Raw genomic sequence first — 26,377 nt, 5'->3', positions numbered from 1 at the left:
TTCAAGTTCATTCTGCCACTGTAATAATCAGACGATGATAGCGGTTCATCTGTGGCGTACCGTTATCCGTAGCTTCCAAAATCAAGTGGATGGTATCACCGGGGTTGGCATCAGCCGGAACAGTAAAAGTTGTATTTGCAGAAGCAGGGTCATCTACCGCTACTTTGCCCCGATATGTACCGGCTGACACATATTGCCACCATTTAATGGTAAGGGCATCCTTATCCGGATCGGTTACAGTGTATTTAAGTTTCAGCTTCTCACCCGGCTTGGCACTCATGGCAAGCGCCCCTTTTATCACCGGTTCATGATTTGCGTCGGCATAGTTTGGAGTGACCGACCATTTAAAACGGGCAGCCAATCCATTCATTACCGGAGCAGTGAAGTCGGGCAAAGGATAGTGCTCGGCTCTATACTTTATCTGTTCCATGCGCGGAAGATTCTTCACCGAATCGGGAAGGACGGTTCTTCCACCGCACCATCCCCCATAAGTGGGGTCTTCGTGACCACGCAGGCCGTTACCTATCAAATTCAGGAAACAGTAAGTGTCGCCTTCAGCCAGATAGGACCCTTTCGGCTGGATTCCGGTCCAAACCACATAGCCTTGCTTTTTCAATTCATCAATCGTATAACCCGACAAACCGAAGAAATCGAACTTATCACCTTTCACCATCTGCTTACCGTCTCCCCAGACCCGATACATCTCGCCGAAAGGACCTTTACTGCGGATGTTCTCCTGCATCCATTCCGGAGAGTAGAAAATCTGATTTTCCTTGGAGGCTCTTAACTGTGCATTATAAGCCAGGCCGACTGTCATGCCCCCCATCTCCATTTGTCTGAGTTCCGGCCAGAAAGGTCGGATATACCGTGCATACGTATCATCCTGATCACCCGAAAGGGAAAGGACCACTTTTCCTATTATCTTCTCACGGATGCCTTTCCAGGCATCGGTATGCTCATAAATATCCTGAATGGACTTCAAGGCACGGGCGATGGTGCTGCCACCTCCCCAAGCATTGATGAATACCGGATCCGTACAATCATCGAGCAATACAGCTTTAATCAGCTCCGACCCCGGAGTGTCCTTGGAAATATCACCGTCGAACTCGATATTACCGATACGCACTTTAGACTTCAGGTATTCGGGAGTCGGATAAGACGAGTCGTGCACTTTCAGATTGGGATATACTTTCTCATAAGCTTCCACAGCATCGTCAATGAAACGTTCATCCGGATCCCAACGCCAACTTTCCATCGGTCCGTAGTCTATGCCATTACGGGAATATTCACGTCCCGGCACATACCACTTCGTGCCGTGCCCGTCACCTTTCCAATGGAACTGGCTGCTGGCATAAATCAAGCCTTCCACACGGAAATCCGTACTGAAAAGCAGGAAACGTATCAAAGAGTTCAGGTCATCAAGTTCCGGGTCACAAGTAATGATGACACGCGGTTTTGACGATTTTTCACCGGGCGTCTGCTGTCCGCTCATGCAAACCGGCATCACAGCCATAAGGCCTGATAGGAATAAGCATTTTAATTTATTCATAAACTAAGTTTTATTGATTAATTACCAACCCGGGTTCTGGGTCATATTCTTATTGACATTCATTTCAGTGGCAGGGAACGGAAGCAGTTCATGCTTACCACTCTTGAAGCCGGCAGAAGCATTTTTCTGCTCATCCCAGCTTACACGGCCGTCTTTGTAAAGAGCCGGTCTTTCCTGCCCTCTCTTGGCAAGTACCGTAGCAGCATCACCCCACCGAATCAAATCCTGGTAACGGCAGCCTTCCATCCAAAGCTCCAGACGCTTCTCCTTCTTGATATCATCCATAGAAACGTTGCCCAATGCAGGCAACTGGGCACGGTCACGCACTTTATTCACATATCCGGCAGCCTTACTTGCATTTCCGGACTGAAGACTCGCTTCAGCAGCAAGCAGCAGAACCTCGGCATAACGCATGGCACGGGTATTGTTAGGACAACGCAACCACCAATAGTTAATGACATCTGCTTCATAAACACGGTATTTCCAGCTGAAGTAACCGGCATTGTCCGGCATATAAGCTATGGCATTGCTCAATGAGATACCCATATCCTCCATTTGCCGGTATGTCTTGATAGAGGCATTCAACCGATAAGTATCTCCCATTTCGACAAACGCATCGTAGCTTTCCTTCGTCGGATTAAAAAATCCCCAGCCTCCATGAGAATAGATTTGAGTAGGCTCATTGAATGCAAGCATGTCTCCACGCCAATGCACATATACCCAAATCATGTTACTCATAATGCCGGTAACATTGTTGGCGTCGTAAACATAATTACTTTCAAACAGACTTTCACAATTCGCCTCGCCTTTGGTAGTCTGGATATTCTCATAATCACTGTAAAGGTCGTACTTCCCGCTATTGATTACCTCATCCAAAACCGTAACAGCAGCACCATAATTCTTCTGGAATACGTATGCCTTGCCCAACAAGGCTTGTGCAAATTGTTTGGTGATACGATAGGTAAAGTTGTCCAAGCTTGTCTTTTCCTCCAAATTGCCACTGTTGACAGCTTCGGTCAAATCTTGGTTCACCAATGCCCACAGCGCCTCTGTATTGCCATTTGCCTGGGAATATTCGTTTGCTTTCAACGGATGGTCCACCAACGGCGGAGTTCCCCAAAGACTGATCAATTCGATGTAGGACATCGCACGGAAAACCTTTGCCTCTGCACGTGCACGAAGCTTAACCTCAGAATCATCGCCTACATACTGCAAAACAATGTTGGCGGCATAAATCACTTTATAAAGATTCGTATACAACGTTTTAATATGGGAAAAATCAGAGTCGAACGTATAGGTCGACAGCAACTGCGCACTGGCAGCCGTCCAGCTTTCCCCTGCCGAATAGCAATCGTCAGAAAGAAGATTCTTCAGCCAGAACGCAGGCTCATAGGTGTCCTTCCAATTGCTATAGCAGGCTATAATGGCTTCTTCCGCATCGGCATCCGTTTTATAGAAATTTTCGAAAGTGCTTACCCCATGCTGCGAAATATCCAGATTGTCCTCACAAGAGGAAAAGAAAGTGCAGCCGGCAAGTAACAGACTTGATAAAATATATTTTGCTTTCATATTTCGTATTGAATTAAAGATTAAAATACTACGTTAAGACCGAGCACGACTTTCTTGCTGGACGGATAAGAGCCCATATCCAAACCCATCGCATTGCCTGTACTCGTAAATTCAGGATCAAATCCGGGATATTTGGTAAATGTGAAGAAGTCGTCTAAAGAACAATACAAACGAAGGTTACTCAAACCCACCTGCTTCAACAAATTCTTAGGCAGGTTATAGCCCAACTGTATCTGCTTGATTTTAAAATATGAGCCGTCGAATACAAATTTGGAGCTCTTTAAATACTTATCATAATTGCTGGGATTGGAACGGGCATATTTTGCATTGTCTCCCACAGCAATCCACCGTCCGTCATAGAATTCCTTCAAGGTATTCGCTTTCATACGGGAAGTACGGTTATAGCCGGCAAACACATCATTGCCATGAGAACCGGAACCAAAGATTGTCAGGTCAAGGCCTTTCCAGGCAGCTGTCAAAGTAATACCATAAGTAAAGTCGGGAATGGCAGAACCGATCTCTGTCTGGTCGGCATCTCCAATAATGTCATCATCATTCTTGTCTTTGAACATTGGGTCACCCGTTTGCGGATCAATACCCGTGCACTCATAACCGCGCATGTACCAAATGGGATGTCCTTCTTCAAAATAATTCATAGTGCCGATACCTGCACTTGTTGTACTGGCAATACGCTCCAATGTTTCATGAAGATAAGTTACTTTATTCTTCAAAGTAGCGATGTTAGCTTTTACACTATAACTGAAATCTTTGATATGATCACGCCATGAGAGTTCAAACTCAAATCCGCTGTTCTTGACATTTCCCGCATTCATAGGTGAAGTAGTGTTACCCACAATCAAAGAAGGAGTAATACCGGTTACAATCAAGTCTTTGGTTTTCTTCTCATAATAGTCAAATCCGAAGCTCAAACGGTCATTCAGCATCCGGAGGTCGATACCCAAGTCTATCTGTTCGGAAGTTTCCCACTTCAAATCATAGTTACCGGTTGCAGATGGCAACGAACCTGTTTCATAAGACACATCACCTGACATCGGATAATTGATTCCAGACAAAATCGTAGCATCATACATATAGTCTGCCAAACCGGCGATACTACCATTCTGTCCCCAACTTGCACGCAACTTCAAATGAGAGATTGACTTGAGGTTTTCCATAAATTTCTCGTTGGAAAGTACCCAGCCGACAGACACAGCCGGGAAATAGCCCCAACGTTTCTGCAAAGGAAGGATAGACAAGTCGGCTGCATCCGCACGAAGGGTGAATTGGGCAAAATACTTGCCTGCATAGTCATAAGATGCCCGGCCAAAGTAAGAAAGATTGGCATACCTCCGCTTCTCTCCACCACTTACCGTACGAGTGGCAGTACCGGTCCGAAAAGCAAAATAGGCATAATTGGGATCCAACTTGGTAATACCCAAATCAACCTTGTCGCCGGAACGGCTACCATTGATTCCTCCCGTCACTCCAAAGGAAGTATTGGAAGAATAGGACATACCAAGCATCACGTTTACATTGTGCTTATCTGCAAATGTCTTGGTATAGTTGGCAAAGTTTTCCCATTGCCAGTACGTGGTGTTGGAGCTTGTCGCACTTACCGATACATAGTCCTGATAAAGGTCAGAGCAAGTAATGTTAGGCATAACATAGCCGTAGGAATTGCTGTAAGTATAACGGTATCCCAAACGTGAAGTGATGACCAACTCTTTGATCGGAGTAAAATCCAGATAAGTGGAACCGCTGAATACAAAACCATCCCTTTTCGTTGTGCCACGGTCACGCATGATATACGGATTGATATTATTGGAGTCGCCATAAGGGGAAATGGAATAATAATCACCATTGGCATTCTGAAGCAGAGTATGTCCCTGATTCATATAGTTAATCATAGTGTCGGGCAGTTTGTCCGGTGCATAGGTGACCGGCGTCAGAGGGTCAAGCTGAATGGCAGACAGCATCAGAGAACCGGTTGCCGAACCTTCGCTTACAGACTGTACATGATAACGGGAAAATGAATTGTTTGTCGTGAACTTCAACCAATCCTTTATTTTATAATCTGCATTGACAGTGCCGGTAATGCGGTCAAAAACATCCTTATTGCCAACAATGGGACCATTATTACTTAAATAAGAGAGTGAGGCGAATAATGAGCCATTATCATTGGCACCTTGGAAATTGACATTGTGACGCTGCATCATGGATGATTCAAATGTCTCTTCTATCCAATCGGTATTTGTCTTTCCATCCCAATACCTATCTATTGTTTCTCTGGGAATAAGATTACCTTCAGTCATATAATTGACATATTCCTGAGCATTCAGAATATCAGGAGTACGACCTAAAGACTGGGAGGACAACTGGAAATCATAAGAAATACGACGAACTCCTTTTTTTGCCTTCCGGGTGGTAATCAAGACAACACCATTACCGGCCTGGGCACCATAGATAGCAGCAGAAGCAGCATCCTTCAACACCTCCATACTCTCAATATCATTCGGATCGAGGTTACTGATGTCTTTCGTACGCAAACCATCGACCACATACAAAGGATCTGAACTGGCATTACTGCTATATCCACGGATACGAATGGCGGGATTCGAACCAGGAGCCGCAGATGCAGAAATAATTTGCACACCGGCTGTTTTACCCTGCAGGGCCTGCTCAGCATTGGTTATGGTACGATTTTCAAAATCTTCTGCTTTTACGGAAGAAATCGCCCCTGTTACGGAACTTTTCTTCTGTACACCATATCCTACAACAACCACTTCATCCAAAGTCTTGCTATCTTCCTTCAGTATAATATTCATAGTACCTGCAACGGCTTTCTTTTCCTGGGTCACATACCCGATATACGAAAAGACAATAGTGGAACCCTCGCTCGCTGATAAGGTATAATTGCCATCCAAATCAGTTATAACACCATTTGTCGTTCCTTTTTCCAATACACTTACACCAATCATCGGTTCATTAAGCTCATCAGTAATTCTGCCAGATACATTTACTTGTTTCTGTGCAAAAACAGATGTCATACCTACCAAAAGGAACAGCACTAAGGCCATTAACCTTTTCTGTCTAATTTGTGTTACAATCGTTTTCATTTAATATTATTTTGGGTTAACAATGAATTTAAAATATCAGTTTGAAAGAGTAATCAGTACCAGCCCCACAACAAAGAGCACAAACATGGTTGCAATCATAGGTACAGTCCCCTTTGGAGCGCCTTTGAACTCCTTCCATACAAAGAATCCCCAAATCATGGCTACCACCGGTGCGGCATTGCTCAATGCATAGGCTATAGCCGGATTGGCAGAACCAGCTCCCATAAAGCTGACTACCATACCACTCATCCAAATAAAACCTCCCAACATACCAATCAGATGTGTACGGGTGTCACCTTTCAGATAATCCTTCATTGTCACCTTGTTTCCCTGAGCCGGATGACTCATAGCAAACGTATTAAAGACAGGAGTCGTGATAAGGACACCGGCAGCAAAACAAAATACACCGGTATAGGGAGTCAGTGTTCCCGTACCACCCGTTACATACTGAGGATTTAGTGATTTTACAACCAAGCCATAGAAGAACATAATGGCCAACCCCGCTACAATAGCCAATAAGATACCTTTTTTAGGAGTAGACGCCTGACTTGCCGACATCTTTCCATAAGCCTTGCCACAAATGCAGATGGCTATCACAATAACAGCTACTCCTATCCAAAGCAATGTCTGGTTTCCAGGGTATACTTCGCCAGCTAAAGATATCAGTAGATAATTAAAAATTATACCGCCTATCCAAGCTAAGCCCCCACCAATGGGAAAACCTACCGACATCCCAGCTACAGCAATGGCTGCTGTCAGAAAGATATTACCGAAATTCCATACAATACCGCCCAGGAGCGCATACTTCATACTATTCCAGTCCATTACTGCCAAATCCTCAAAGAAAGTACGACCTTCACTTCCCAAGCTACCCAATGTCAGGGCACCTAACAGAGCTGTGAAAAATAAACCGAAAGTCAAATCCCAGTAGAAAAGCTCAAAACTCCAGCTTTTCGATGTCACCATCTTCTGCGTATTCGCCCAAGAGCCCCAACAGAGGCAACAATAGACACAACACAGAATGGCCCCAATATAGTTGTCAACAAGTATCATAATTTATTTTCTGTTGTTTACCGTGTGTTTACCTATTTATTCATGCACATACAGATTCCACCCCAAATAACCCTCGATGGCCTCATTCAGAATATCCTTTACATCATTACGAACCATAGCCACATGATGTTCAAAACCATTCTTGCAAATATGTTTCATCAAAATCTGTAAGTTATCCACTTTGGTAACAGCTATACATCCATCCATTCCATACGGATCATCCGTGATTTCACCAGTACCCAAATAAGCCTTGATAACGCCTTTAGTATCATCAGTGGAAATACGGAAGAATGTGAAATCACCTTTAGTCACTTTGCCATATACAGCACCGAATGTATTGACCTTACCTAGCGTACGTCCCAGAACGCCAAGTGTACCAAGCTTTAAGTCATTTCTGACAAACGATTTCGGGAAATTACCGCAATGAGTACACACACATTTATTCCGGTCTTCCGCAAAATTATTGTTCCAGTCAAGTAATGCCGATTGACCTTGCGCTGCCAATGTCAAAGCATACATGGATACAGCACCGGCAATATCAACCTCACAAGCGGCAGGTAGTAGTTTTTCACCCAGCATACTCATTGTCACACAAGCTGCACAACCATAGTTCTGTTCCAAAGAGTCCCAACACTGAACAGCCACAGCATCAATCTGATTGGCTTCAATCCACCGTTCCACAGCCACGCCAAACTTTGCCTGAAGCACCAGCTTGTCACTGTATTCTTTAGGAACTACTGCATAACACTTAATCTCTTCAAGTTTCTTCAGCAGTTCCACATCTGTATCCTCAATCTTACGGGCAGCACCGAGTATTTCAGAAAGATCGACAGGAACGACTGTAATACCACTCTTCTGCAACAGTTTTTCACTGGCACGTACCGTCTGAAAACCGGCTGGACGGGCACCGATAGCACCGACACGTGCATGGCGCAAACCATTGACCACACGACAGATACCGGCGAACTTATTAATATCCTTAGCCAATAGTTCAGAGTATATAGAATAGGTATGCAGCGTGGTATCTGTAAAAGGAATACCATATTGATACAAATTATTGCAAACAGAAATTTTACCACAGAAAGCATCACGGCGGCTGTCCAAGTCCACCTTGTCATTCTCGTCGTCACAGGCTTGTACCAAAATGGGAACATTCAAATCAGCCACACTGATAGCATTGATTATTCCAATCTCAAAGCCAAAGTTGGGTAGAGATACTATAATGCCGTCAATACGGTCACGATTTTGACGGAACAGTTCGGCACATTTCAATCCGTCTTCACGGGTTTCAATACTGCTACTGCCAGTAGGAGTAGCATCTTCAGGTAAAATTACATAGTCATAGCCTTCGTCTGCAAGTGTTCTCAACAGCTGTTTGCGAACATCTTTGGCCAATTCAGAATTAAAATAAGCACGAGTGCCGATAATTATACCGAAGCACATTCTTTCCTTGTTTTTCATCGTAAATAGTTGGTGTTAAAATTATACTTAGAAAATATTTATCCGATTAATTGATTTACTGCTTTCAGCCAGCCTTCACACCATTTCTCCATCAGTGGTAAGTTGCCCTGCGGTTCTATTCGGTAGCGGCTCCGGCGTAATACGGCCACTTGTTCAAAGCTCGTCCATATCTTGCGGGCCATTCCATTCATCACAACAGCTCCCAAAGCCGAGGCCTCCTCAACATCCGAACAATTGATCGGTACACGTAAACAGTCAGCCTGGAACTGCATTAAAAATTTATTTTTTGTAGGTCCTCCGTCAACCCTGATTTCTTTCAGTTTTATACCTGCCTGAGTGGTCATCGCTTTGACTAAATCATTAACTTGATAAGCTATGGATTCAAGCGCCGCCCTAAGAACATGTGGCTTCCCGGTACCTAAAGTCATCCCTAAAATGGCCGCCTTTATATCCCCTTGCCACCAAGGAGCACCCAGTCCGGCAAAAGCCGGTACAACATACACCCCTCCATTGTCTTCCACAGTAACAGCCAGTTCTTCTGCTTCATCGGGCGAACCGATCATCTGCAATCTCTGTTCCAACCACTTGATAGTACCGCCAGTACAATGAATATTCCCCTCAAAAGCATAGAACACTTTTCCAAGTGCGGCAAAACCTATGGAAGTGACCAATCCCCGAGGAGCTGTAGCAACCTTTTCGCCAATATTCACCATTACTGATGAACCGGTACCATAAGTGACCTTACCTAATCCCTCTTCAAAACACATCTGCCCAGTCAGTGCCCCATGCGAATCGCCCAATACACCGGCAATGGCAATAGGGCTCTTGAACAGCCCACCTACCGTAGTTTTTCCAAAAACAGCATCACAAGGCAACAATTCCGGCATCATGATTTTGGGTATAGTGAACAATTCCAACAAGTCATTATCCCATTGCATTGTATGAATATTCAATAAAAGGGTCCTGGAAGCATTCGTATAATCTGTCACATGGCGTTTACCATCGGTTAACTTCCAAATCAGCCACGTGTCAATGGTTCCCATCAATAAGTCTCCATTATCAGCAGCCTGACGGGCTCCCTCCACATTGTCAAGTATCCACTTCACACCACTAGCCGAGAAATAGGGGTCTAACAACAAGCCACTTCTTGCTTGTACAAACTCACTGTATCCTCTATTTTTCAAGTCATTACAGATATCAGCACCACGCATACATTGCCATACCACAGCATTGTATAGCGGTTTACCCGTATGTTTATTCCATACAACCACTGTCTCGCGTTGATTAGTGATAGCCAACGAATACATATTGTCTGCCGTTTCCTCTTCAATCAACTCAGCAATGCTTTTCAGCACATTCCGATAAATTTCTTCAACATCATGTTCCACCCATCCAGTTCGGGGATAATATTGTTCGTGAGTGACATTGACACGCTTCAGCATTTCACACCTCTCATTGAACAGCATAGCCTTGGTGGCCGAGGTGCTTTGGTCTATTGCAATTATCAAGTTTTTCATTTTAGGTATTATTAAAGGCTGATTATTTCTTACTTAAGGAAGTCAAGGGCAGTTTTCACGATACCAGGTGCATCCAACCCATAATGGGCAAAAATTTCGGAAGAACTCCCATGCACCACATTCTCGTCAGGAATCCCCAAAATTTTCACGGGTACGGGATTTTCGGAAATGATTTCAGTCACCATTGCTCCGAGGCCTCCATACTGACTATGCTCCTCAACCGTGATAATACGACCGGTTTCAGAAGCAGCTTTCAAAACAGCCTCCTCATCACAAGGTTTAATAAAGGACATATCCAGTACCCGGACTGAAATACCATATTTACGCAACTCCAAAGCCGCTTGATGTGCATGGTATACGGTTTCACCGGTTCCAATGATTGTCAAGTCGGTCCCGTCCAATAACCTATTTGCCTTACCTATGGCAAAATCAAAATCATCGTTCTCATAGACATCAGGAACTGCTGCACGTCCTACACGAACATAAACCGGTTCAGGATAGTCAATCAAAAACTCAACCAGTTTTTTTGTCTGTCGGGCATCACAAGGCAACACAATATTCATACCGGGGAAAGTACGTAACACGGCAATATCATGCAAGCTATGATGGGTAGCCCCCAAAGCTCCGTAAGCTACTCCTCCACTTACTCCCAATATCTTTACGTTGTTCTGACTATAAGCCAAGTCAACCTTTACCTGTTCCAGACTGCGAGCCACATAAAAACATGCCGGGCCACACACAAACACTTTCTTTCCGCTATGAGCCAACCCGGCTGAAATACCCACAGCATCCTGCTCCGCAATACCACACTCCACGAATTGCTGTGGCAATTCTTTGGCAAAATCATTTAACGTCACCGAACCACGTGCATCCGTTGTCACAGCAATGATATCTTTGTCCATCCGGGCCAATGACAACAAAGTGTCGGTGAAACTTTTTCTGCAAGCTATCATATCAATTATATTCTAAATTTTTTATCCTTTCTGAAATTTCCCGAATAGCCAGTTCATACTGCTCGTTGTTCGGAACCCCATGATGCCATTTGGCCACTCCCTCCATAAAAGACACTCCCTTGCCTTTTGTTGTATGAGCCACCAGCAAATGAGGATGGTGATTTGCATAATCAATGGAACGGAAAGTCCGGATAATGTCTTCCATATCGTCACCATTCATATCCTTTACCTCCCAACCAAATGCCGTCCAACGGTCACGGATGTCATCAATCCCCATCACATCTTCCGTATCTCCACTAATCTGCAAATGATTACGATCTATTACAGCTACCAGATTATCCAGCTTGTACTGCCGGGCAGCCATTGCAGCCTCGTATATGGAACCTTCACCCTGCTCACCGTCTCCCATCAGCACATAGGTTTTATAATTCCTCTTATCCATTTTAGCAGCCATGGCTATACCCACCCCGACAGACAAGCCATGCCCCAAGGCTCCAGTATTCACTTCAATACCCGGAACTCCGATAGTGGGGTGCCCCGAAAGAATGGAACCATATTGCCCCAATGTGTCCAAAATGCCTTTAGCCATGAACCCTCTGGATTCCAGCGTCACATACAAAGCCTCCACACAATGTCCCTTACTCAAAATGAAACGATCCCGCAAATTATCCTTAGGGTTACCTGCATCTACATTCATCACATCAAAGTAAAGAGCAGTAAGAACATTGAGGCAAGACAAGTCTCCACCGATATGTCCGGCTTTTGCTTTATAGATAATTTCAATTAATCTTTTTCGATTTCTTTCTGATTGAAGAATTAATTCTTTTGTTTTCATAGCTTATACACTTTCGTTTCCTTTGCAAATAAAACAAAAGAAAAGTATAAATCGAAAGAAAACGAAAGATTTTCACCTTATATTAACATATTTTACGATTAACAAGAAGGGAAAAGCAAATAAATAAAATATAAAACAAAAGCAATCGATAAAATAAAAGATAATTATTAGAATAAAAAAGAAGAAAAACAGTAAAAACGAACTTTCATTTGACTTTTTTTGACTACCTTTGCGAAAAAATTAAATGATTGCACAATGCTCAATACTATAGACGAAGGAATCAAAGCGGTTCGGCAAGGAAAAATAGTGATAGTTGTCGACGATGAAAATAGAGAAAATGAAGGGGATTTTATCGTATCCGGCGAAAAAATCACCCCTGATATTGTCAATTTCATGATTACACATGGAAGAGGGCTTCTTTGTGTACCATTACCTCGTTCCCGTTGTGAAGAGCTTCAACTATACCCGATGTCGGAAGACAACACTTCTCTTTTGGGCACTCCGTTCACCATGTCTGTCGACCTGAAGGGCTACGGCTGTACAACGGGGGTTTCTGCCTATGACCGTTCTGCTACCATACGCGCTTTGGTTACTGGCAATATAAAACCATCGGAATTGGCACGTCCCGGACATATTTTTCCTCTCTACGGACATGAGAATGGAGTATTAGGACGCGACGGACATACAGAAGCCTTGCTAGACCTGACAAGAATGGCAGGATTGACACCCGGTGGCGCCCTCATTGAGATACTGAACCAGGATGGAACAATGGCTCGTTTGCCTCAATTACTTGAAATAGCAGAAAAGTTCCAGCTGAAAATTATAGCTATCAAAGATATCCAAGAGTATCGCAGGAACAACAAGATATAACAATATATAAAGTAGATATGGCACTAAACCAAAGAAGAGTCAAGATTTTGGACCTAATCCGCGAAGACGGACATGCAAAAGTTCAAGAATTAAGCAGGATTTTCAATGTTACGGATGTTACAATCAGACAAGACTTGGAAGCCCTTGAAAAATTAGGGTATATCCAAAGAGAACATGGTGGAGCTTTCCTAAAAGACGTAGGCTCATTTGCAAAAACCGGAAAGGTCTTCAACCAAAACCATATTGAAGAAAAAAGAGAAATAGCCCGAAAAGCGGTATCGTTTATCCGCGAAGGCGAATGCATCATTCTCGATTCAGGTTCCACCACTACAGAAATAGCCAAACTACTTACGCAATACAAAGAGCTCACTGTCATCACCAATGCACTGAACATAGCGTTGATATTGGGCGAAAATCCCGGTATCACCCTCATCGTGACGGGAGGAGAGTTCAAAGCGCCTACCCTTTCACTGACCGGAAAGATGGCAGCCGACTCACTCAAAGGTTTCCATGCCAACAAATTATTCCTCGCCACAGCAGGAATATCTCCGGACATGAGCCTGACTTATCCAAGCCTCAGCGACCTGATGGTAAAATCGGCCATGATAAAGGCTGCCGAAGAAGTCATCCTGGTAGCCGATTCTTCCAAAATCGGGATAAGCGCATTCGCAAGTTTAGGGTCGATAACTATGGTGAACTCCTTCATCACAGACAATCATATCTCGAAAGAGAATATTGAGAAAATGAAGGGGAAAAACATAAATCTCCTGATTGGATAATTGAAAGGAAAAAAGAGACCCGGCCCTCGTACCCATTTATATTATATTACAAATATAAGTACAATCTGCCTGCATTCCCATGCCTTTTCATCTCACTCACTGAACGAACCGGATTCAGTCAGGGACTGAAAGCCTTTCACTCAGGGACTGAATGCCATTCAGTCCTTGAGTCATTGCACCCCCTCTCAGAAGGTATCAGGAAGGAGGTATAGCAAACCACCCACCCCGTAAAAACAAGCAATAAAATTATAGGACATCCTCCTCTGAAAGCCGATATGCTTCCCTGACCACTTCCTGCGGATAGCCGCACATCTCGATAATCCGGATGGCATTACGTTCCGTCACCGGTCCCGGCTTCAACTTATAATCAAAAGACAATGTATTGTCGGCAACACACTCACAAAAATGAAACAATTCATATTCGTCCTCAAGTAAGGAAGCCAGTTCGACATCGTGAGTGGAAGCAAACACAATACTGTTCTTGTGCGCCAAAGCAGACAGCACAGCTTTGGCTATAGCTATCCGTTCCACCGTATTCGTCCCCTTGAACAACTCGTCCAGCAGGAAAAACCGCCAACACTCCTTTCCGGCTTCCAGCATCTCTCGAACAATTTGCACCTCCTGCAGAAAGAAACTTTTTCCCTCCATCAGACTATCCTCCAGATGGATAGCAGAATATAACGCAGTATCCATAGGAAAACGGAAACTGCGAGCAAAACAAGTATGGAGCACTTGTGCGGAAAGCAGGTTAAGTCCGATGGCACGGATAAAAGTTGTCTTACCGGACATATTGGAGCCGGTAACAAGGACAGATTTGCCACAGAGTGTAATGTCATTAGGGATACAACGTTCTATAAGCGGATGATAAAGCCCTTCTGCATGAAACGTTTCACCCTCGCTGCAAGCTTCCGGTAAAACATAATAAGGCAGCCCATTCCGGAGTTCGGAAACAGAGCAAAGCACATCCACCAATCCGAAATAGCGGAAAACCTCTTCAATCTGTTCCTGTCTACCCTGCAATAGAAAGAAAGCCTTGGAAACCGGAATAACTTCCCGCAGAAAAAACACATTCACTATCTCGGTGAAGAAATAAGCGAAAATGGCGATGTCGCTCTCCAGTCTGATACTGAAACGGAAAGTGGAAAGTTTCTTTCGCAACGGATGCAATGCCTGCAAAGTCTTTTGGATATCCCGATGCACGGATGCACACAACGGAATCTGTGCCAACTTCTCCGCTTGCCTGAGCAACTGCCATAACTGAGGAATGGAAAAGAAATAGCCCTGAATCCGCGCCTTGCTGCGATAGTGCAGTACCATGTTCACCAATACCGATGTGCACAAAATCCCCAAAACATAAAGCGAAGACGTAATGTAAACTATTCCCAACAAAACAAAAGGCGCGAATTGCAAGATAGTCAGCAAACGGTAAAAGCGGCGGGAATACACGGGATGGGAAATGGAGAATAGCGATGCAATGGTATAAGCATCCGGCGTATCCAGTTTCCGCAACTCCGACCGGATTTCTGCACGCAACTCCTTGTCAGCAGAAAGCTTACGAATCACTTCCTCTTGTTCCGAAATCTCCGAAAGACGGTTGTAATGCAACACGTCGTAGAGGTACTGTCGGCCCACACAAGAAGAGGTACGGTCAGCCCATTCGAAAAAATCATCCAGATTGAGGTCATCCCAGGTTTTCTGCGACACCAAATGTTCTGTCTCCCTCGCCGACCGGTACTCGTGGTATAGCGATATATCCGAAAATGACTGTTCCATCAAAGAATTATTTGGAATGATGCACAAAAATAATGAAAAGATTGCATTCTATCTAATTTCCTTGCTGCTTTCCCTATATTATGTTTACTTTGCGGATACAAACACTTTTCATTACTTCACCATTAAAATTATAACAAGATGAAACACACTTTTTTCACATTGACACTGTTTTTACTGGCCTTACTGTCAACATCATGCGGAAACAAGAAAGTAGCATATCAGAATCCCCTGCCCATGGCCTTCGGAGACCCGTTCCTACTGAAAGCTTCCGACGGCAAATACTATATGTACGGAACGGGCGGAGTATCGAACGGTTTTAAAGTATACTCCTCCGATGACCTGGTGACATGGACAGACGAGGGTCCCATCTATCAAGGCGGCACCTCCGACTCATGGGCCACCGACTGTTTCTGGGCACCCGAAGTGTATGAACGGGACGGCAAATACTACCTATGGTTCAGCGCCAACTGGAAGGAAAATCCCACTAAGGAGCAAGAGAACTTCCGTATCGGTGTAGCCGTAGCCGATAAGCCTACCGGCCCTTTCAAAGAGCTGTTCAACCAACCGGTATTCGACCCCGGCTATCCTATCATCGACGCAAACATACTCTTTGACGATGCATCCGGAAAGACCTACCTCTACTACTCCCGCTGCTGCTACAAACATGCCGTCGAGAGCGAAGTCTCAGCATGGGCCAAAACAAAGGGCTGGTTTGACGAGATTGAGGAGAGCTGGATTTACGGCGTGGAGCTGAAACCGGATTTCTCCGGTGTCATCGGAGAGCCGGTAGCATTGCTTTGCCCGCCCAAAACGATGGACGACCCTCAAGCGAAATGGGAGAACCGTTCGGTGACTACACATGAGGTCAACAGACGCTGGACAGAAGGTTCGTATATGGTGAAACACGGGAATCTCTATTACATGCTTTACTCTGCAAACTTCTTCGGAGGAAAGAATTATGCGGTGGGCTATGCAACCTCCCAAAGTCCTTTAGGCCCATTCACAAAGGCTGCCAACAATCCGGTGCTGCAAAAGAACACAGAGCAAGGCGGCATCGTGACCGGAACCGGGCATTGTATGCTCATCGACATTCACAATCGGCTCTACTGTGTCTACCATGGACGCACCGAAACCACCGGTGACGAACGAATGGTATTCATCGACCTCATAGACATCCAACCAGACGGGAAACTGGTAGTCCACGGACCGAATACGGATTTACAGAAAATCACATATTAAAGCTATCAGGCGCAGACTGTACAGCATTTCACGGTTCATTATTCCCCGTGGCTCTCCTATACATTCCGCGCCTGATGAAAATTAAAAAGGACATATCCATACACAACAATCCGCTCCATATTTGTTCCTGACTTCAATTCTATTTTCACCGGTATCCAATACAATGCCTTTCCATTCCAGTACATTTACGGAATCAGGTTTTGCAGTCCCATATGCTTTGCCATTGATATACAATTTGGCAGCTCCGCTATTGCTGAATACTTGCACATCAACGGTTTTGCGGGTTCTGTTTACCAATCGTTTTCCTGCGATATATACAAACTTATCTTCTTGATTCCAGTTTGCCTTATAAAAGTAAAAGGCATCTTTCTTTATTTTCCGGTCGTAAGTCACCAGCCCCTTATCGTTGCGTCCCATAATGGATCCCTCCCTACGGCCTGCCGCCGAAAAGTCGAACATGCACCAGATGAAGTTGCACCACAAGAATTCACGTTCCTGAAGCTGTTTCCAATTCTCCACATGATAATAAGTCTGCCAGTTTTCGGGATGCCATTGCCCCCACGGTTCCGGATGCCTCAGCGAGTCTGCCTGCTGGAATACGCATGCCCCGGCACCATACTCGCTGATGCCCATCTTCCGCTCCGGATGTGCTGCATGCTCGCGGTCTATCCAGCGCCCCATGTCATCCATGTTGTCGCCATACCAGCCGAAATACTTGTTGAAAGCAATCAGGTCGGTGAATCCGTTGAAGTCGTCATCCTGATTACTGGCTCCCATAGTGGGACGGCTCGAGTCCAACTGACGGGCCAAAGCATGAAGCTCTGCCGCCATACGCGAAGGACGGTCCAGCCAACCGGAATTTATCTCATTGAACAGCCCCCAGAACAAAATGCAGGGGTGATTGTAGTTCTGTAAAATCAGTTCCTTCAATTGCAGGCGCAAGTTTTCATCATAAGCAGGATTATTCACATAAACATTGACAAAAGGAATCTCAACCCATGCCACCAGTCCCCGCTTGTCCATCTGTTGATGCATGTATTTGGCTTGCGGATAGTGACAAAGACGCACGGCATTGCATCCCATTTCCTGCATCAAGTCCAAATCTTCATCATGGTCTTGCGGATAAAATGCCGAAGCGCGTTCTGCCCTATCCTGATGCCGGTTCACGCCATTCAAGCGATAAGGCTTTCCATTCAGGAAGAAACCTTTCTCCGCATCGGCATGAAAGTAGCGGAAACCTATCTCTTCTTCGCGGCGGTCTATCTCTTTTCCATCCTTACGCAATATCACCACTCCTTTATATAAATAGGGATTCTTCACTCCATCCCACAAATGAGGCCTTTCAAGCACTATGTCCATCATCACCTTTTTATCCTCACCCACCTCTGCACTGGCAACACGGCAAAGCAACTTTTCCTTGTCATATAGTCGAAACTCCACCTCGCAACCGGTCACAGTAGTTTCCCTTGCCGAAAGCAGTGCTTCAATTTTCAAATGGGCCTTTTTCTCCGATACATCGGACTGAGTGAAGAATACACCTGAAGAGGCATAATAAGCAGGTTCTATGCAGACATCCTCCGTTACCAGCAGCTCCACTCCCCGATACAACCCGCCAAACATATTGAAGTCACCGCAAATGGGAGCGATATCCATAGTCTGAGCATTGCTGACACGAATTTCCAATACACTTTCTTTTCCCGGAACCAAGAAATCAGTCAGTTCTGCTACAAATGCCGTATAACCACCTTTATGTTGCATCACAAAATAATGGTCGATAAAAATGTCGGCAACCGTCTGTGCAGCCATCACTTTCAAGAAAAAACGTTTGCCCCGATAATGGGCAGGAACAGACAACTTACGACTGTAATTGCATAATCCCCTATAATAATCGGCATTGCCAAACATGCCATCGCCCGCATTCCAAGTGTGAGGCAAAGTAACCTTCACTATTTCCGAAGCAGGTGCCTGAAAACCCCGGTGGAAATTCCATCCTTCATTCAGTGGAATCACCTCTACGGCAAATACACATGTTGACAATATTCCCAAAGAGAATAAAAATAAAATGATGAATCTGTTCATTTTCGATAAAGTATTAGAAGGTTAATCATATTGGCAGGAACCAGTCCTTCCCTGCAAAGGTATGAAATAAATGTTGAATAATAAATGAGAAAAACACTTCAAGACACGCAAGACAACAAACGGATGACATGTTTAAGACTTATACGACCGCGATGCAACATTACAGACCTATTAATGCAACATATTTACGTTTATTTAAATAAGATATTGCTATCTTTGAGAATTCAATTTCAGATTATATAGTATGTCTTTTACAAACTATTTACACAAATTAGTGTTCCCCCTCATTATTCTGTTACTGGCTTATCTGCCGTTAGCAGGACAAACTCCGTATGTATTTCGCCATCTGAAAGTAGAAAACGGGCTTTCAAACAATAACGTAAAAACCATATTGAAAGACTGTGAAGGCTTTTTATGGATAGGGACCGCCAATGGATTGAACCGATACGACGGATATAACTTTAAAGTGTATCAACCCAAAGAAAAAGACATCCATTCTTTATTGTCTAACGACATCTGGAACTTACAGGAAGACGGTTTGGGCAATTTGTGGATTGGAAGCGAGGCAAGATATTGTATATACGACCGAGACAAAGACAACTTCATTACCGATATTCCCTCATACCTCCTTAAAATAGGCATCCAGATAAATGGTACCTACAAAGTACATGTTGACAAAAGACACAATTTATGGGTACTGCAAGGCCAAAATGCTTTTTACTTCAATTTTTCTCATAAAACCCTTAAAATATTCAAAATAGAAAACTTTCCAGAAGAAACTCCGGAACTGAGTATCAGCGATGATGGTGAAAACCTATATCTTCTTTGGAATTCGACCTTATTGAAACTAGAGAACAACGCAAAGAAATGTAAACGGGTAGATAACATCAGCTTACCCTCCAACTCTATTATCGAAAAGCACATATACATTGATTATCATGGAGGCATCTGGCTATATTCATATACCGATGAACAAATATTCTATAAGAAAAACATAAAATCGGAATGGAACCAAATCAATCTCCATTCCAAAATAGAGACAAAAAGTAATGCGGTAAGGAGCATACTGGATGACTCGAACGGACATGTCTGGATAGGAACGGACCATAAAGGAGTATTCATTTATGACTACGTAAATGATAACCTTGTCAACCTCCTGAATACCCCTATGTCTTCCACATCCCTTGCTTCCAACAGAATAAATACAATCTACCGTGATGATTCAGGCGTCATTTGGTTAGGAAATTTCAAAAAAGGAGTTTCTTATTATCACGAAAGCTTCCATGAATTTATTGATACCCAGCATAAAGAATGCGGTGATATAGCCTCCATTTTAGAGGATAAGGCCGGAAACATTTGGCTGGGAACAGATGGGAACGGACTTTATGTAAAAGAAAAGCAAAAAGGATTTGCCATTCGCAAACTATCCATCCCCGACATAGCCATCATCAGTCTTCTCGAAGACCATAAAGGACGGATTTGGGCAGGAAGTTATCAAGACGGATTGTTCTGCTATGAGAACAACAGTATTCGCCATTTTACTCCAGAGAACAGCCAACTGCCATACAGTGGCGTATGGAGTATGAAGGAAGACCGATATGGAAACTTATGGATAGGTTATGTACTGGAAACTTTGGTTTGTTTTAATCCGGACACAAATACTGCGACAAGTTATCTACTACCTGATGGGAATAATATCAATGTACTCAATATCTGTTATGACTATGGAGACAAAATGTATATCGGGACTACATACGGACTCTGTGTAATGGACATCGTGACGAGAAAACCCGAAATGATTTATGCCAATCGAAAAGAGACACAGCCATTCAAGCAGCTCTTCATTTCCACTGTATTCAAGGACGACAGAGATATATTGTGGTTAGCCCATAAACAAGGATTGACTGCCTGGGACTTAAAAAATGATTCACTACACTGGTTCGACGTAAACAACGGATTGTGTGACAATCTCATTAACAGTATAACCCAAGACAATCATGGTAACATGTGGCTTGCAACAAGTAACGGATTGTCTATATTGGAAGTAACCCCAGACACCCAGGAAGGAGTAGACTTTTCTTTCAAGAATCTTTCTACCAGAGACGGATTGCCAGAAAATCATTTCAACTCCCATTCCGCTTGTAAATTGTCCAGCGGAGATTTACTGCTGGGAGGCACCAGTGGCTATACATCTATAAATCCGAACAAGCTGACCGAAAAGAGCCGACCGCTGGCAAAGGTGTATTTTACAAATCTGACCATTGGCAATCAACATATAGAAGTAGACTCAATATATGAAGGGCGTAAACTATTAACAACTGTACTTGGCAGAACCCCATCATTGTCTGTCAGATATGACGATTATTTAATCTCCATCGAATTTGCCGCAGGCGATTTGCTGAATGCTGATAAAATAAGATATGCCTATAAACTGGAAGGATTAAATACCCAATGGTACTATACAAACGAGAACAAAGTAGCTTTCACCACCCTTCCTCCTGGCAATTACAAACTATTGATTAAAGCTTGTAACAGTGACGGTATATGGAATGACGAAGCTAGTGAGTTGAATATAACCGTTTCATCTCCAATATATTTATGTAATGTTGCTATCATCTTATACATATTGTTTGCCATTGGTATAATATCCTATGTAATATACCGATTCAAAAAGCATCACAACATAAGACTGGAGCAACAACGAGCAAAACTGGAGCAAGAACAAAAGTTGCTCCTGAATGAGATGAAGCTAAAGTTCTTTACAAATATAAGCCATGATTTACGTACACCACTGACGCTTATCATTAGCCCGTTACAAATGTTATTGTCAGAAACCCTGGATGACGGAATACGCAAAAAACTAAATACAATCAATAAAAATGCACAACAATTACTTACATCGATAAACTCTCTGCTTGATTTCCGGAAACTGGATGTAGGAGCCGAGACAGCTCATTACAAATCGGGAGATATTGTCAACTTTATCCGCGAGATTTGCAGTACTTTTCAAGAGTATGCTCTTGACCATACCATCAGCTTCTGTTTCATGTGCGAAGTAGAAAACCTGAACATGTCCTTCGATCCGGTTAAAATAAAAAAAGTAATGAACAACTTGTTGTCCAATGCCTTCAAATACACTCCTGATAAAGGAGAAATCAATGTACATCTTTATCGCGAAGATGACAATGTATGCATCTGTGTGGCAGACAACGGACAAGGTATCATAGACAAAGACAAGAAACATATCTTCGAACGTTTTTATCAGGTGCAACAAACTTCGGAAAAAACCGGCAGTGGAATCGGCCTGCATATTGCAAACGAATATGTACATCTACACAAAGGAACAATCTCCGTTACAGACAATTTTCCTAAAGGTTCCGTATTTACCGTTAAATTGCCTATCGTCACATATGCCAGTGAAAAGGAGGAATTACTTCCGGAACTGCTAAACAATGACAAAGCTCCGAATGAACTTCCCGTTCCAAATGCGGAAGAATTGCGGTATACCATCTTGTTGGTGGACGACAACAAGGATTTCTGTAGTTTCATGTCTGAATACCTGTCCGATGAATACGCCATACAGGTTGCCTACAATGGAGCAGAGGCATTGAAGATATTAGAAAAAAACAGTGTCAATATTGTAATAAGCGACATCATGATGCCAGTGATGAATGGAACAGAGCTATGTCGGCAAATCAAAACAAACATGCAATGGTCCCACATTCCCGTTATATTGCTTACAGCCCGTATGGCAGAAGAATACAAAAGTGAAGGATTTGAGCAAGGAGCCGATGACTATATCGTAAAGCCTTTTGACTTCAAATTACTAAAGCTGCGCATCAGGAAATTTATTGAATGGACAGAAAAAAGCCATCGTAAATTCAGTCAGAAAATAGAAGTGACACCTAATGAAATAACAATCACTCCACTAGACGAACAATTTATTGAAAAAGCTATCAAAATAGTAGAAGAGCGCATGAGTGATTCCGACTTCTCTGTGGAAATGTTAGGAGCAGAATTGGGGTTGAGTCGTAGCCATCTCTACAAAAAGCTGATGTGTATCACCGGTAAAGGTCCGGCAGAATTCATCCGGATTATCCGTTTGAAGCGCAGTAAGCAACTTCTAAAGGAAAGCCAGAAACAAATTGCAGAAATTGCCTATGAGGTGGGATTCAGTTCTCCAAAAAGGTTCACTGTAAACTTCAAGAATGAATTTGGAATATCACCATCTGATTACATCCGCAGTCTAAAATGATAACTTGAAACATAAAGGTATGTTATTTGAGACATGATAGACCTATGCTATTATGATAACTTTCCATATTTGCAGTAGCTTTTAATAACAGTTATTTTTAAATCTTAAATTAAAGTATTATGAAGTTACACGCAAATGTATGCTCTCAATGGGAATGGACAAAATTGAGACAATTGCTTGTTATCGTGTTACTAGGTTTGGGTATTGTTTCCACGTATGGACAAACCAAAACAGTATCCGGTATCGTTAAATCAGAATCGGGCGGTGAGCCACTTGTAGGAGCCACCGTCAAAGTGAAAGAAACCAATACGGGCGGCATTACCGACATCGACGGCCGTTACACCATCCAGGCAAATCTGGGACAAACATTGATAGTCTCTTACATCGGCTACCGCACCAAAGAGGTGAAAGTAGAGCGCACCACCCGCATCGACATACTGCTGCAAGAAGACAATGAGATGCTGGACGAAGTAGTAGTAGTGGGATACGGTACGATGAAACGCAGTGACCTGACCGGTTCCGTAGTCAGCGTGACGGGTGACGAACTGAAAAAGTCCGTAGTCACCTCGCTCGACCAAGCTTTGCAAGGACGTGCCGCCGGTGTGCAGGTGACCCAGAATTCCGGAACTCCGGGTGGCGGTATCTCGGTCAGCATCCGTGGTATCAACTCCTTGAACGGCAACGAACCGCTCTACGTTATCGACGGTGTAGCCATCTCAGGCAACAACACCAGCAACAGCAGCGTGCTCAGTTCCATCAACCCTGCAGACATCGTTTCCATGGAAGTATTGAAAGATGCATCGGCCACAGCCATCTATGGTAGCCGCGCCTCCAACGGTGTAGTACTCATCACCACCCGTCAGGGCGAAGAGGGCAAAACGAAGGTCTCCTACGAAGGTTACTATGCCTTGCAACAGCTTCCCAAGAAACTGGAAACACTGACACTCCCCGAATATGCAGTTTACCAGAACCTCCGCGCCGCCACCATCGGCTTCGGTGCACGCGAAGAGTTCAAAGACCCCTCACTCCTCAGCCGCGGTACCGACTGGCAGAATGAAATCTTCCGCACTGCCCCGATGCACAACCATCAGATAAACATCTCCGGAGGTTCGAAGAGCATGAAATACTCGCTCTCCGGCGGCTACATGCAGCAAGACGGTATTGTATTCGGTTCGGACTTTGAGCGTTTCTCTTTCCGCGTCAACATGGACAACGACATCAACAAGTGGCTCACCACCGGCTTGCGCGCCTCCGTAGCCCGTACACAGCAGACCAACAACGTAGACGGTTCGGGTGCCATCTACAATGCCCTGAACCAGCTCCCCGAAGTGCCTGCCCGCAACCCGGACGGCAGTTTCGGCATGCAGACGGAGAACATGTATGGAACTTACTTCTCCAACCCCCTCTCCGACCTTATCCAAAATGAAAACTATAGTCGCAACACACAAGTCTATGTCAACGCCTTTGCCGACATCAAGCTGTGGAAAGGACTCGTATTCCGCACGGAATATGCCGCCAACTTCAATTACAGCAACGACTATAAGTTTACCCCCTCCTACGACTACGAGCACTTCAAGCAGCAGTCGTCAGCAAGCCGTGGAGCCGGCAACGGAAGCAACTGGACATTGAAAACTTACTTTACTTATAATAATACCTTCGGCAAACACGGCCTCTCTGCCATGCTGGGACACGAAGCGCAAGAAAACAAGTACGAGTCGCTGAGCGGCAGCCGTACCAACTTCCTCTTCAACTCCGTACACGAACTGGATGCGGGTGATGCCACAACAGCAAAAGCCAACAGTTCCCGTGGTTCATCCGCCATCGAATCATACTTCGGCCGTCTGAACTACAACTACGACGACCGCTACTTGCTGACCGCTACGCTCCGTGCCGACGGTTCGTCTTCGTTTGCCAAAGAAAGTCGTTGGGGTTGGTTCCCTTCGGTAGCATTGGCTTGGAAAGTCAACAACGAAGCTTTCCTCAAAGATGTGGAAGCCATCAACTCACTGAAACTCCGCCTGGGTTGGGGTGTAGTAGGTAACCAATGGGCGGGTTCCTATGCCTACGGCGTCACCATGGCTTCGGCAGCCTCCATCTGGGGTACTGGTTTCTATGCAGGCAACTATCCTAATCGTGAACTGAAGTGGGAAGAAACAAACTCCTTCAATGTAGGACTCGACCTCGCCCTCTTCAACAACCGCATAGAGTTCATCGCCGATGCTTATTACAAGAAAACGGACAATCTGCTGATGCAAGCTTCTCTTCCTACCTACGTAAGCGGTCTGATTCGTGCACCGTGGGTCAATGCCGGTGCCATGACCAACAAAGGTGTAGAATTTACCCTGAACACGCACAACATCCAGACACGTGATTTCACCTGGACCTCAGGACTCACCTTCTCCATCAACCACAACGAAGTGACGAAGCTCTACTCCGAATCATCCGCTATTTCGGGAATCAACGGTTCGGAAACACTGACCTACACCATGGTGGGCGAACCGGTCGGGCAGTTCTACGGCTATAAAGTAATCGGTATGTTCAAGGAAGAAGGAGATTTCTACAAGAAAGGTGCCGACGGCAACTTCCTGCTCGACGAAACGGGCAACCGCATCCAAGTAGCCATCCCGAAAGACCAGACCATCGGCAAATCGGGCATCTGGGTAGGTGACTACATCTATGAAGACCGCGACAACAACGGTGTAATTGATGAGAAAGACCGCACGTTCCTCGGCAATCCGGCACCCAAATTCACGTTCGGCTTCAACAACTACCTTTCTTATAAAGGATTTGACCTCAACATCTTCCTGAACGGCTCGGTGGGCAATAAGGCTATCAACCTGATTCGCCGCACCTTCACCGATCCCATGCGTAACAGCAACCTGCTGAAAGAAGCTACCGGCATTGCCCAAATCGCCATGCACGACCCCGAAGTGGGCGACGAGGTACTTTCCAATGTTTACGTGGCCAACGCCGATGCAGCCAAAGTACAACGCATCACTACCAGTAGCGCCAACGACAACAACCGTATCTCCGACCGCTTTGTTGAAGACGCTTCCTACCTCCGCATAAAAAACATCTCGCTGGGGTACACCTTCCCACAGAAATGGTTGCGCCGTTTGCAGATAGACCATCTGCGCCTCTACGTCAACATCCAGAACCTCTGTACCATCACAGGCTACAAAGGCTACGATCCCGAAATAGGCGCTTTGAACTACAATGTATTGCTACGTGGTGTGGACGATGCGCGCTATCCTTCGCAACGTATCTATACATTTGGCCTTAACTTCAATTTCTAATGAGCCAGACAAATCATTTATCATTTAAAATCT

Annotated in this window: 15 protein-coding genes; 5 read left to right on the top strand and 10 right to left on the bottom strand. The window is 44.4% G+C overall.

All coding sequences use genetic code 11. From position 1 onward, the window contains the following. Positions 1 to 7: 7 nt before the first annotated feature. The 8 genes from DW896_RS08525 to DW896_RS08490 all read right to left on the bottom strand — a co-directional run bounded on the left by DW896_RS08525 (position 8) and on the right by DW896_RS08490 (position 12,053). The gene (locus DW896_RS08525) at positions 8 to 1,549 is read right to left on the bottom strand and encodes a DUF1593 domain-containing protein (protein WP_034529284.1); all 1,542 of its coding nucleotides are present in this window, start codon (positions 1,547 to 1,549) and stop codon (positions 8 to 10) included. A 21-nt stretch (positions 1,550 to 1,570) separates the two neighbouring features. Further along, positions 1,571 to 3,118, bottom strand: a complete 1,548-nt coding sequence (locus tag DW896_RS08520; protein ID WP_009037748.1) for a RagB/SusD family nutrient uptake outer membrane protein — start codon at positions 3,116 to 3,118, stop codon at positions 1,571 to 1,573. Between the two features lie 20 nt (positions 3,119 to 3,138). Continuing rightward, positions 3,139 to 6,195, bottom strand: a complete 3,057-nt coding sequence (locus DW896_RS08515) for a TonB-dependent receptor (protein WP_009037747.1) — start codon at positions 6,193 to 6,195, stop codon at positions 3,139 to 3,141. A 75-nt stretch (positions 6,196 to 6,270) separates the two neighbouring features. Beyond that, entirely contained in the window at positions 6,271 to 7,287 is a 1,017-nt protein-coding gene (locus DW896_RS08510) for a GRP family sugar transporter (RefSeq protein ID WP_034529281.1), read from the bottom strand. A 36-nt stretch (positions 7,288 to 7,323) separates the two neighbouring features. Beyond that, positions 7,324 to 8,748, bottom strand: a complete 1,425-nt coding sequence (locus DW896_RS08505) for an L-fucose/L-arabinose isomerase family protein (protein WP_009037745.1) — start codon at positions 8,746 to 8,748, stop codon at positions 7,324 to 7,326. A 38-nt stretch (positions 8,749 to 8,786) separates the two neighbouring features. Further along, positions 8,787 to 10,265, bottom strand: coding sequence for a glycerol kinase (locus DW896_RS08500; protein ID WP_009037744.1), 1,479 nt, complete (start codon positions 10,263 to 10,265; stop codon positions 8,787 to 8,789). A gap of 29 nt (positions 10,266 to 10,294) precedes the next feature. Next, on the bottom strand, positions 10,295 to 11,218 hold the full coding sequence (locus tag DW896_RS08495) for a transketolase family protein (RefSeq protein WP_009037743.1): 924 nt from the start codon (positions 11,216 to 11,218) through the stop codon (positions 10,295 to 10,297). Between the two features lies 1 nt (position 11,219). Continuing rightward, a complete protein-coding gene (locus DW896_RS08490) occupies positions 11,220 to 12,053 on the bottom strand; it encodes a transketolase (protein WP_009037742.1) in 834 nt (277 codons plus the stop codon). 255 nt (positions 12,054 to 12,308) lie between these two features. On the opposite strand from DW896_RS08490, the gene ribB reads away from it, so the two are divergent. Together ribB and DW896_RS08480 are read left to right on the top strand one after the other, a co-directional pair. After that, entirely contained in the window at positions 12,309 to 12,923 is a 615-nt protein-coding gene (gene ribB / locus DW896_RS08485; protein WP_009037741.1) for a 3,4-dihydroxy-2-butanone-4-phosphate synthase, read from the top strand. Between the two features lie 17 nt (positions 12,924 to 12,940). Continuing rightward, positions 12,941 to 13,702: a DeoR/GlpR family DNA-binding transcription regulator gene (locus DW896_RS08480; protein ID WP_009037740.1), complete on the top strand. Its 762-nt coding sequence runs from the start codon at positions 12,941 to 12,943 to the stop codon at positions 13,700 to 13,702. Between the two features lie 246 nt (positions 13,703 to 13,948). Here the strand turns inward: DW896_RS08480 and DW896_RS08475 are convergent, their stop codons facing one another. Then, positions 13,949 to 15,475: a hypothetical protein gene (locus DW896_RS08475; protein ID WP_009037739.1), complete on the bottom strand. Its 1,527-nt coding sequence runs from the start codon at positions 15,473 to 15,475 to the stop codon at positions 13,949 to 13,951. A gap of 138 nt (positions 15,476 to 15,613) precedes the next feature. On the opposite strand from DW896_RS08475, the gene DW896_RS08470 reads away from it, so the two are divergent. Then, positions 15,614 to 16,714 (top strand): glycoside hydrolase family 43 protein, encoded by a 1,101-nt coding sequence (locus DW896_RS08470; protein ID WP_009037738.1) that lies wholly within the window; start codon positions 15,614 to 15,616, stop codon positions 16,712 to 16,714. A gap of 81 nt (positions 16,715 to 16,795) precedes the next feature. On the opposite strand, the gene DW896_RS08465 is transcribed toward DW896_RS08470, so the two are convergent. Then, positions 16,796 to 18,793, bottom strand: a complete 1,998-nt coding sequence (locus DW896_RS08465) for a glycoside hydrolase family 2 protein (protein WP_009037737.1) — start codon at positions 18,791 to 18,793, stop codon at positions 16,796 to 16,798. 244 nt (positions 18,794 to 19,037) lie between these two features. Between DW896_RS08465 and DW896_RS08460 the strand changes: the two genes are divergently transcribed. Together DW896_RS08460 and DW896_RS08455 are read left to right on the top strand one after the other, a co-directional pair. After that, positions 19,038 to 23,048, top strand: coding sequence for a hybrid sensor histidine kinase/response regulator transcription factor (locus DW896_RS08460; protein WP_009037736.1), 4,011 nt, complete (start codon positions 19,038 to 19,040; stop codon positions 23,046 to 23,048). Positions 23,049 to 23,167: 119 nt separating this feature from the next. Then, positions 23,168 to 26,344: a TonB-dependent receptor gene (locus DW896_RS08455; RefSeq protein ID WP_005834643.1), complete on the top strand. Its 3,177-nt coding sequence runs from the start codon at positions 23,168 to 23,170 to the stop codon at positions 26,342 to 26,344. The last annotated feature ends 33 nt before the right edge of the window (positions 26,345 to 26,377 follow it).

The organism is Bacteroides sp. AM41-16, from assembly GCF_003603495.1.
In the GTDB taxonomy this organism is placed as follows: Bacteria; Bacteroidota; Bacteroidia; order Bacteroidales; family Bacteroidaceae; genus Bacteroides; species Bacteroides uniformis.
Note: the sequence above shows the minus strand (reverse complement) of the source record. Positions and strands in the feature narration are given on the sequence as shown.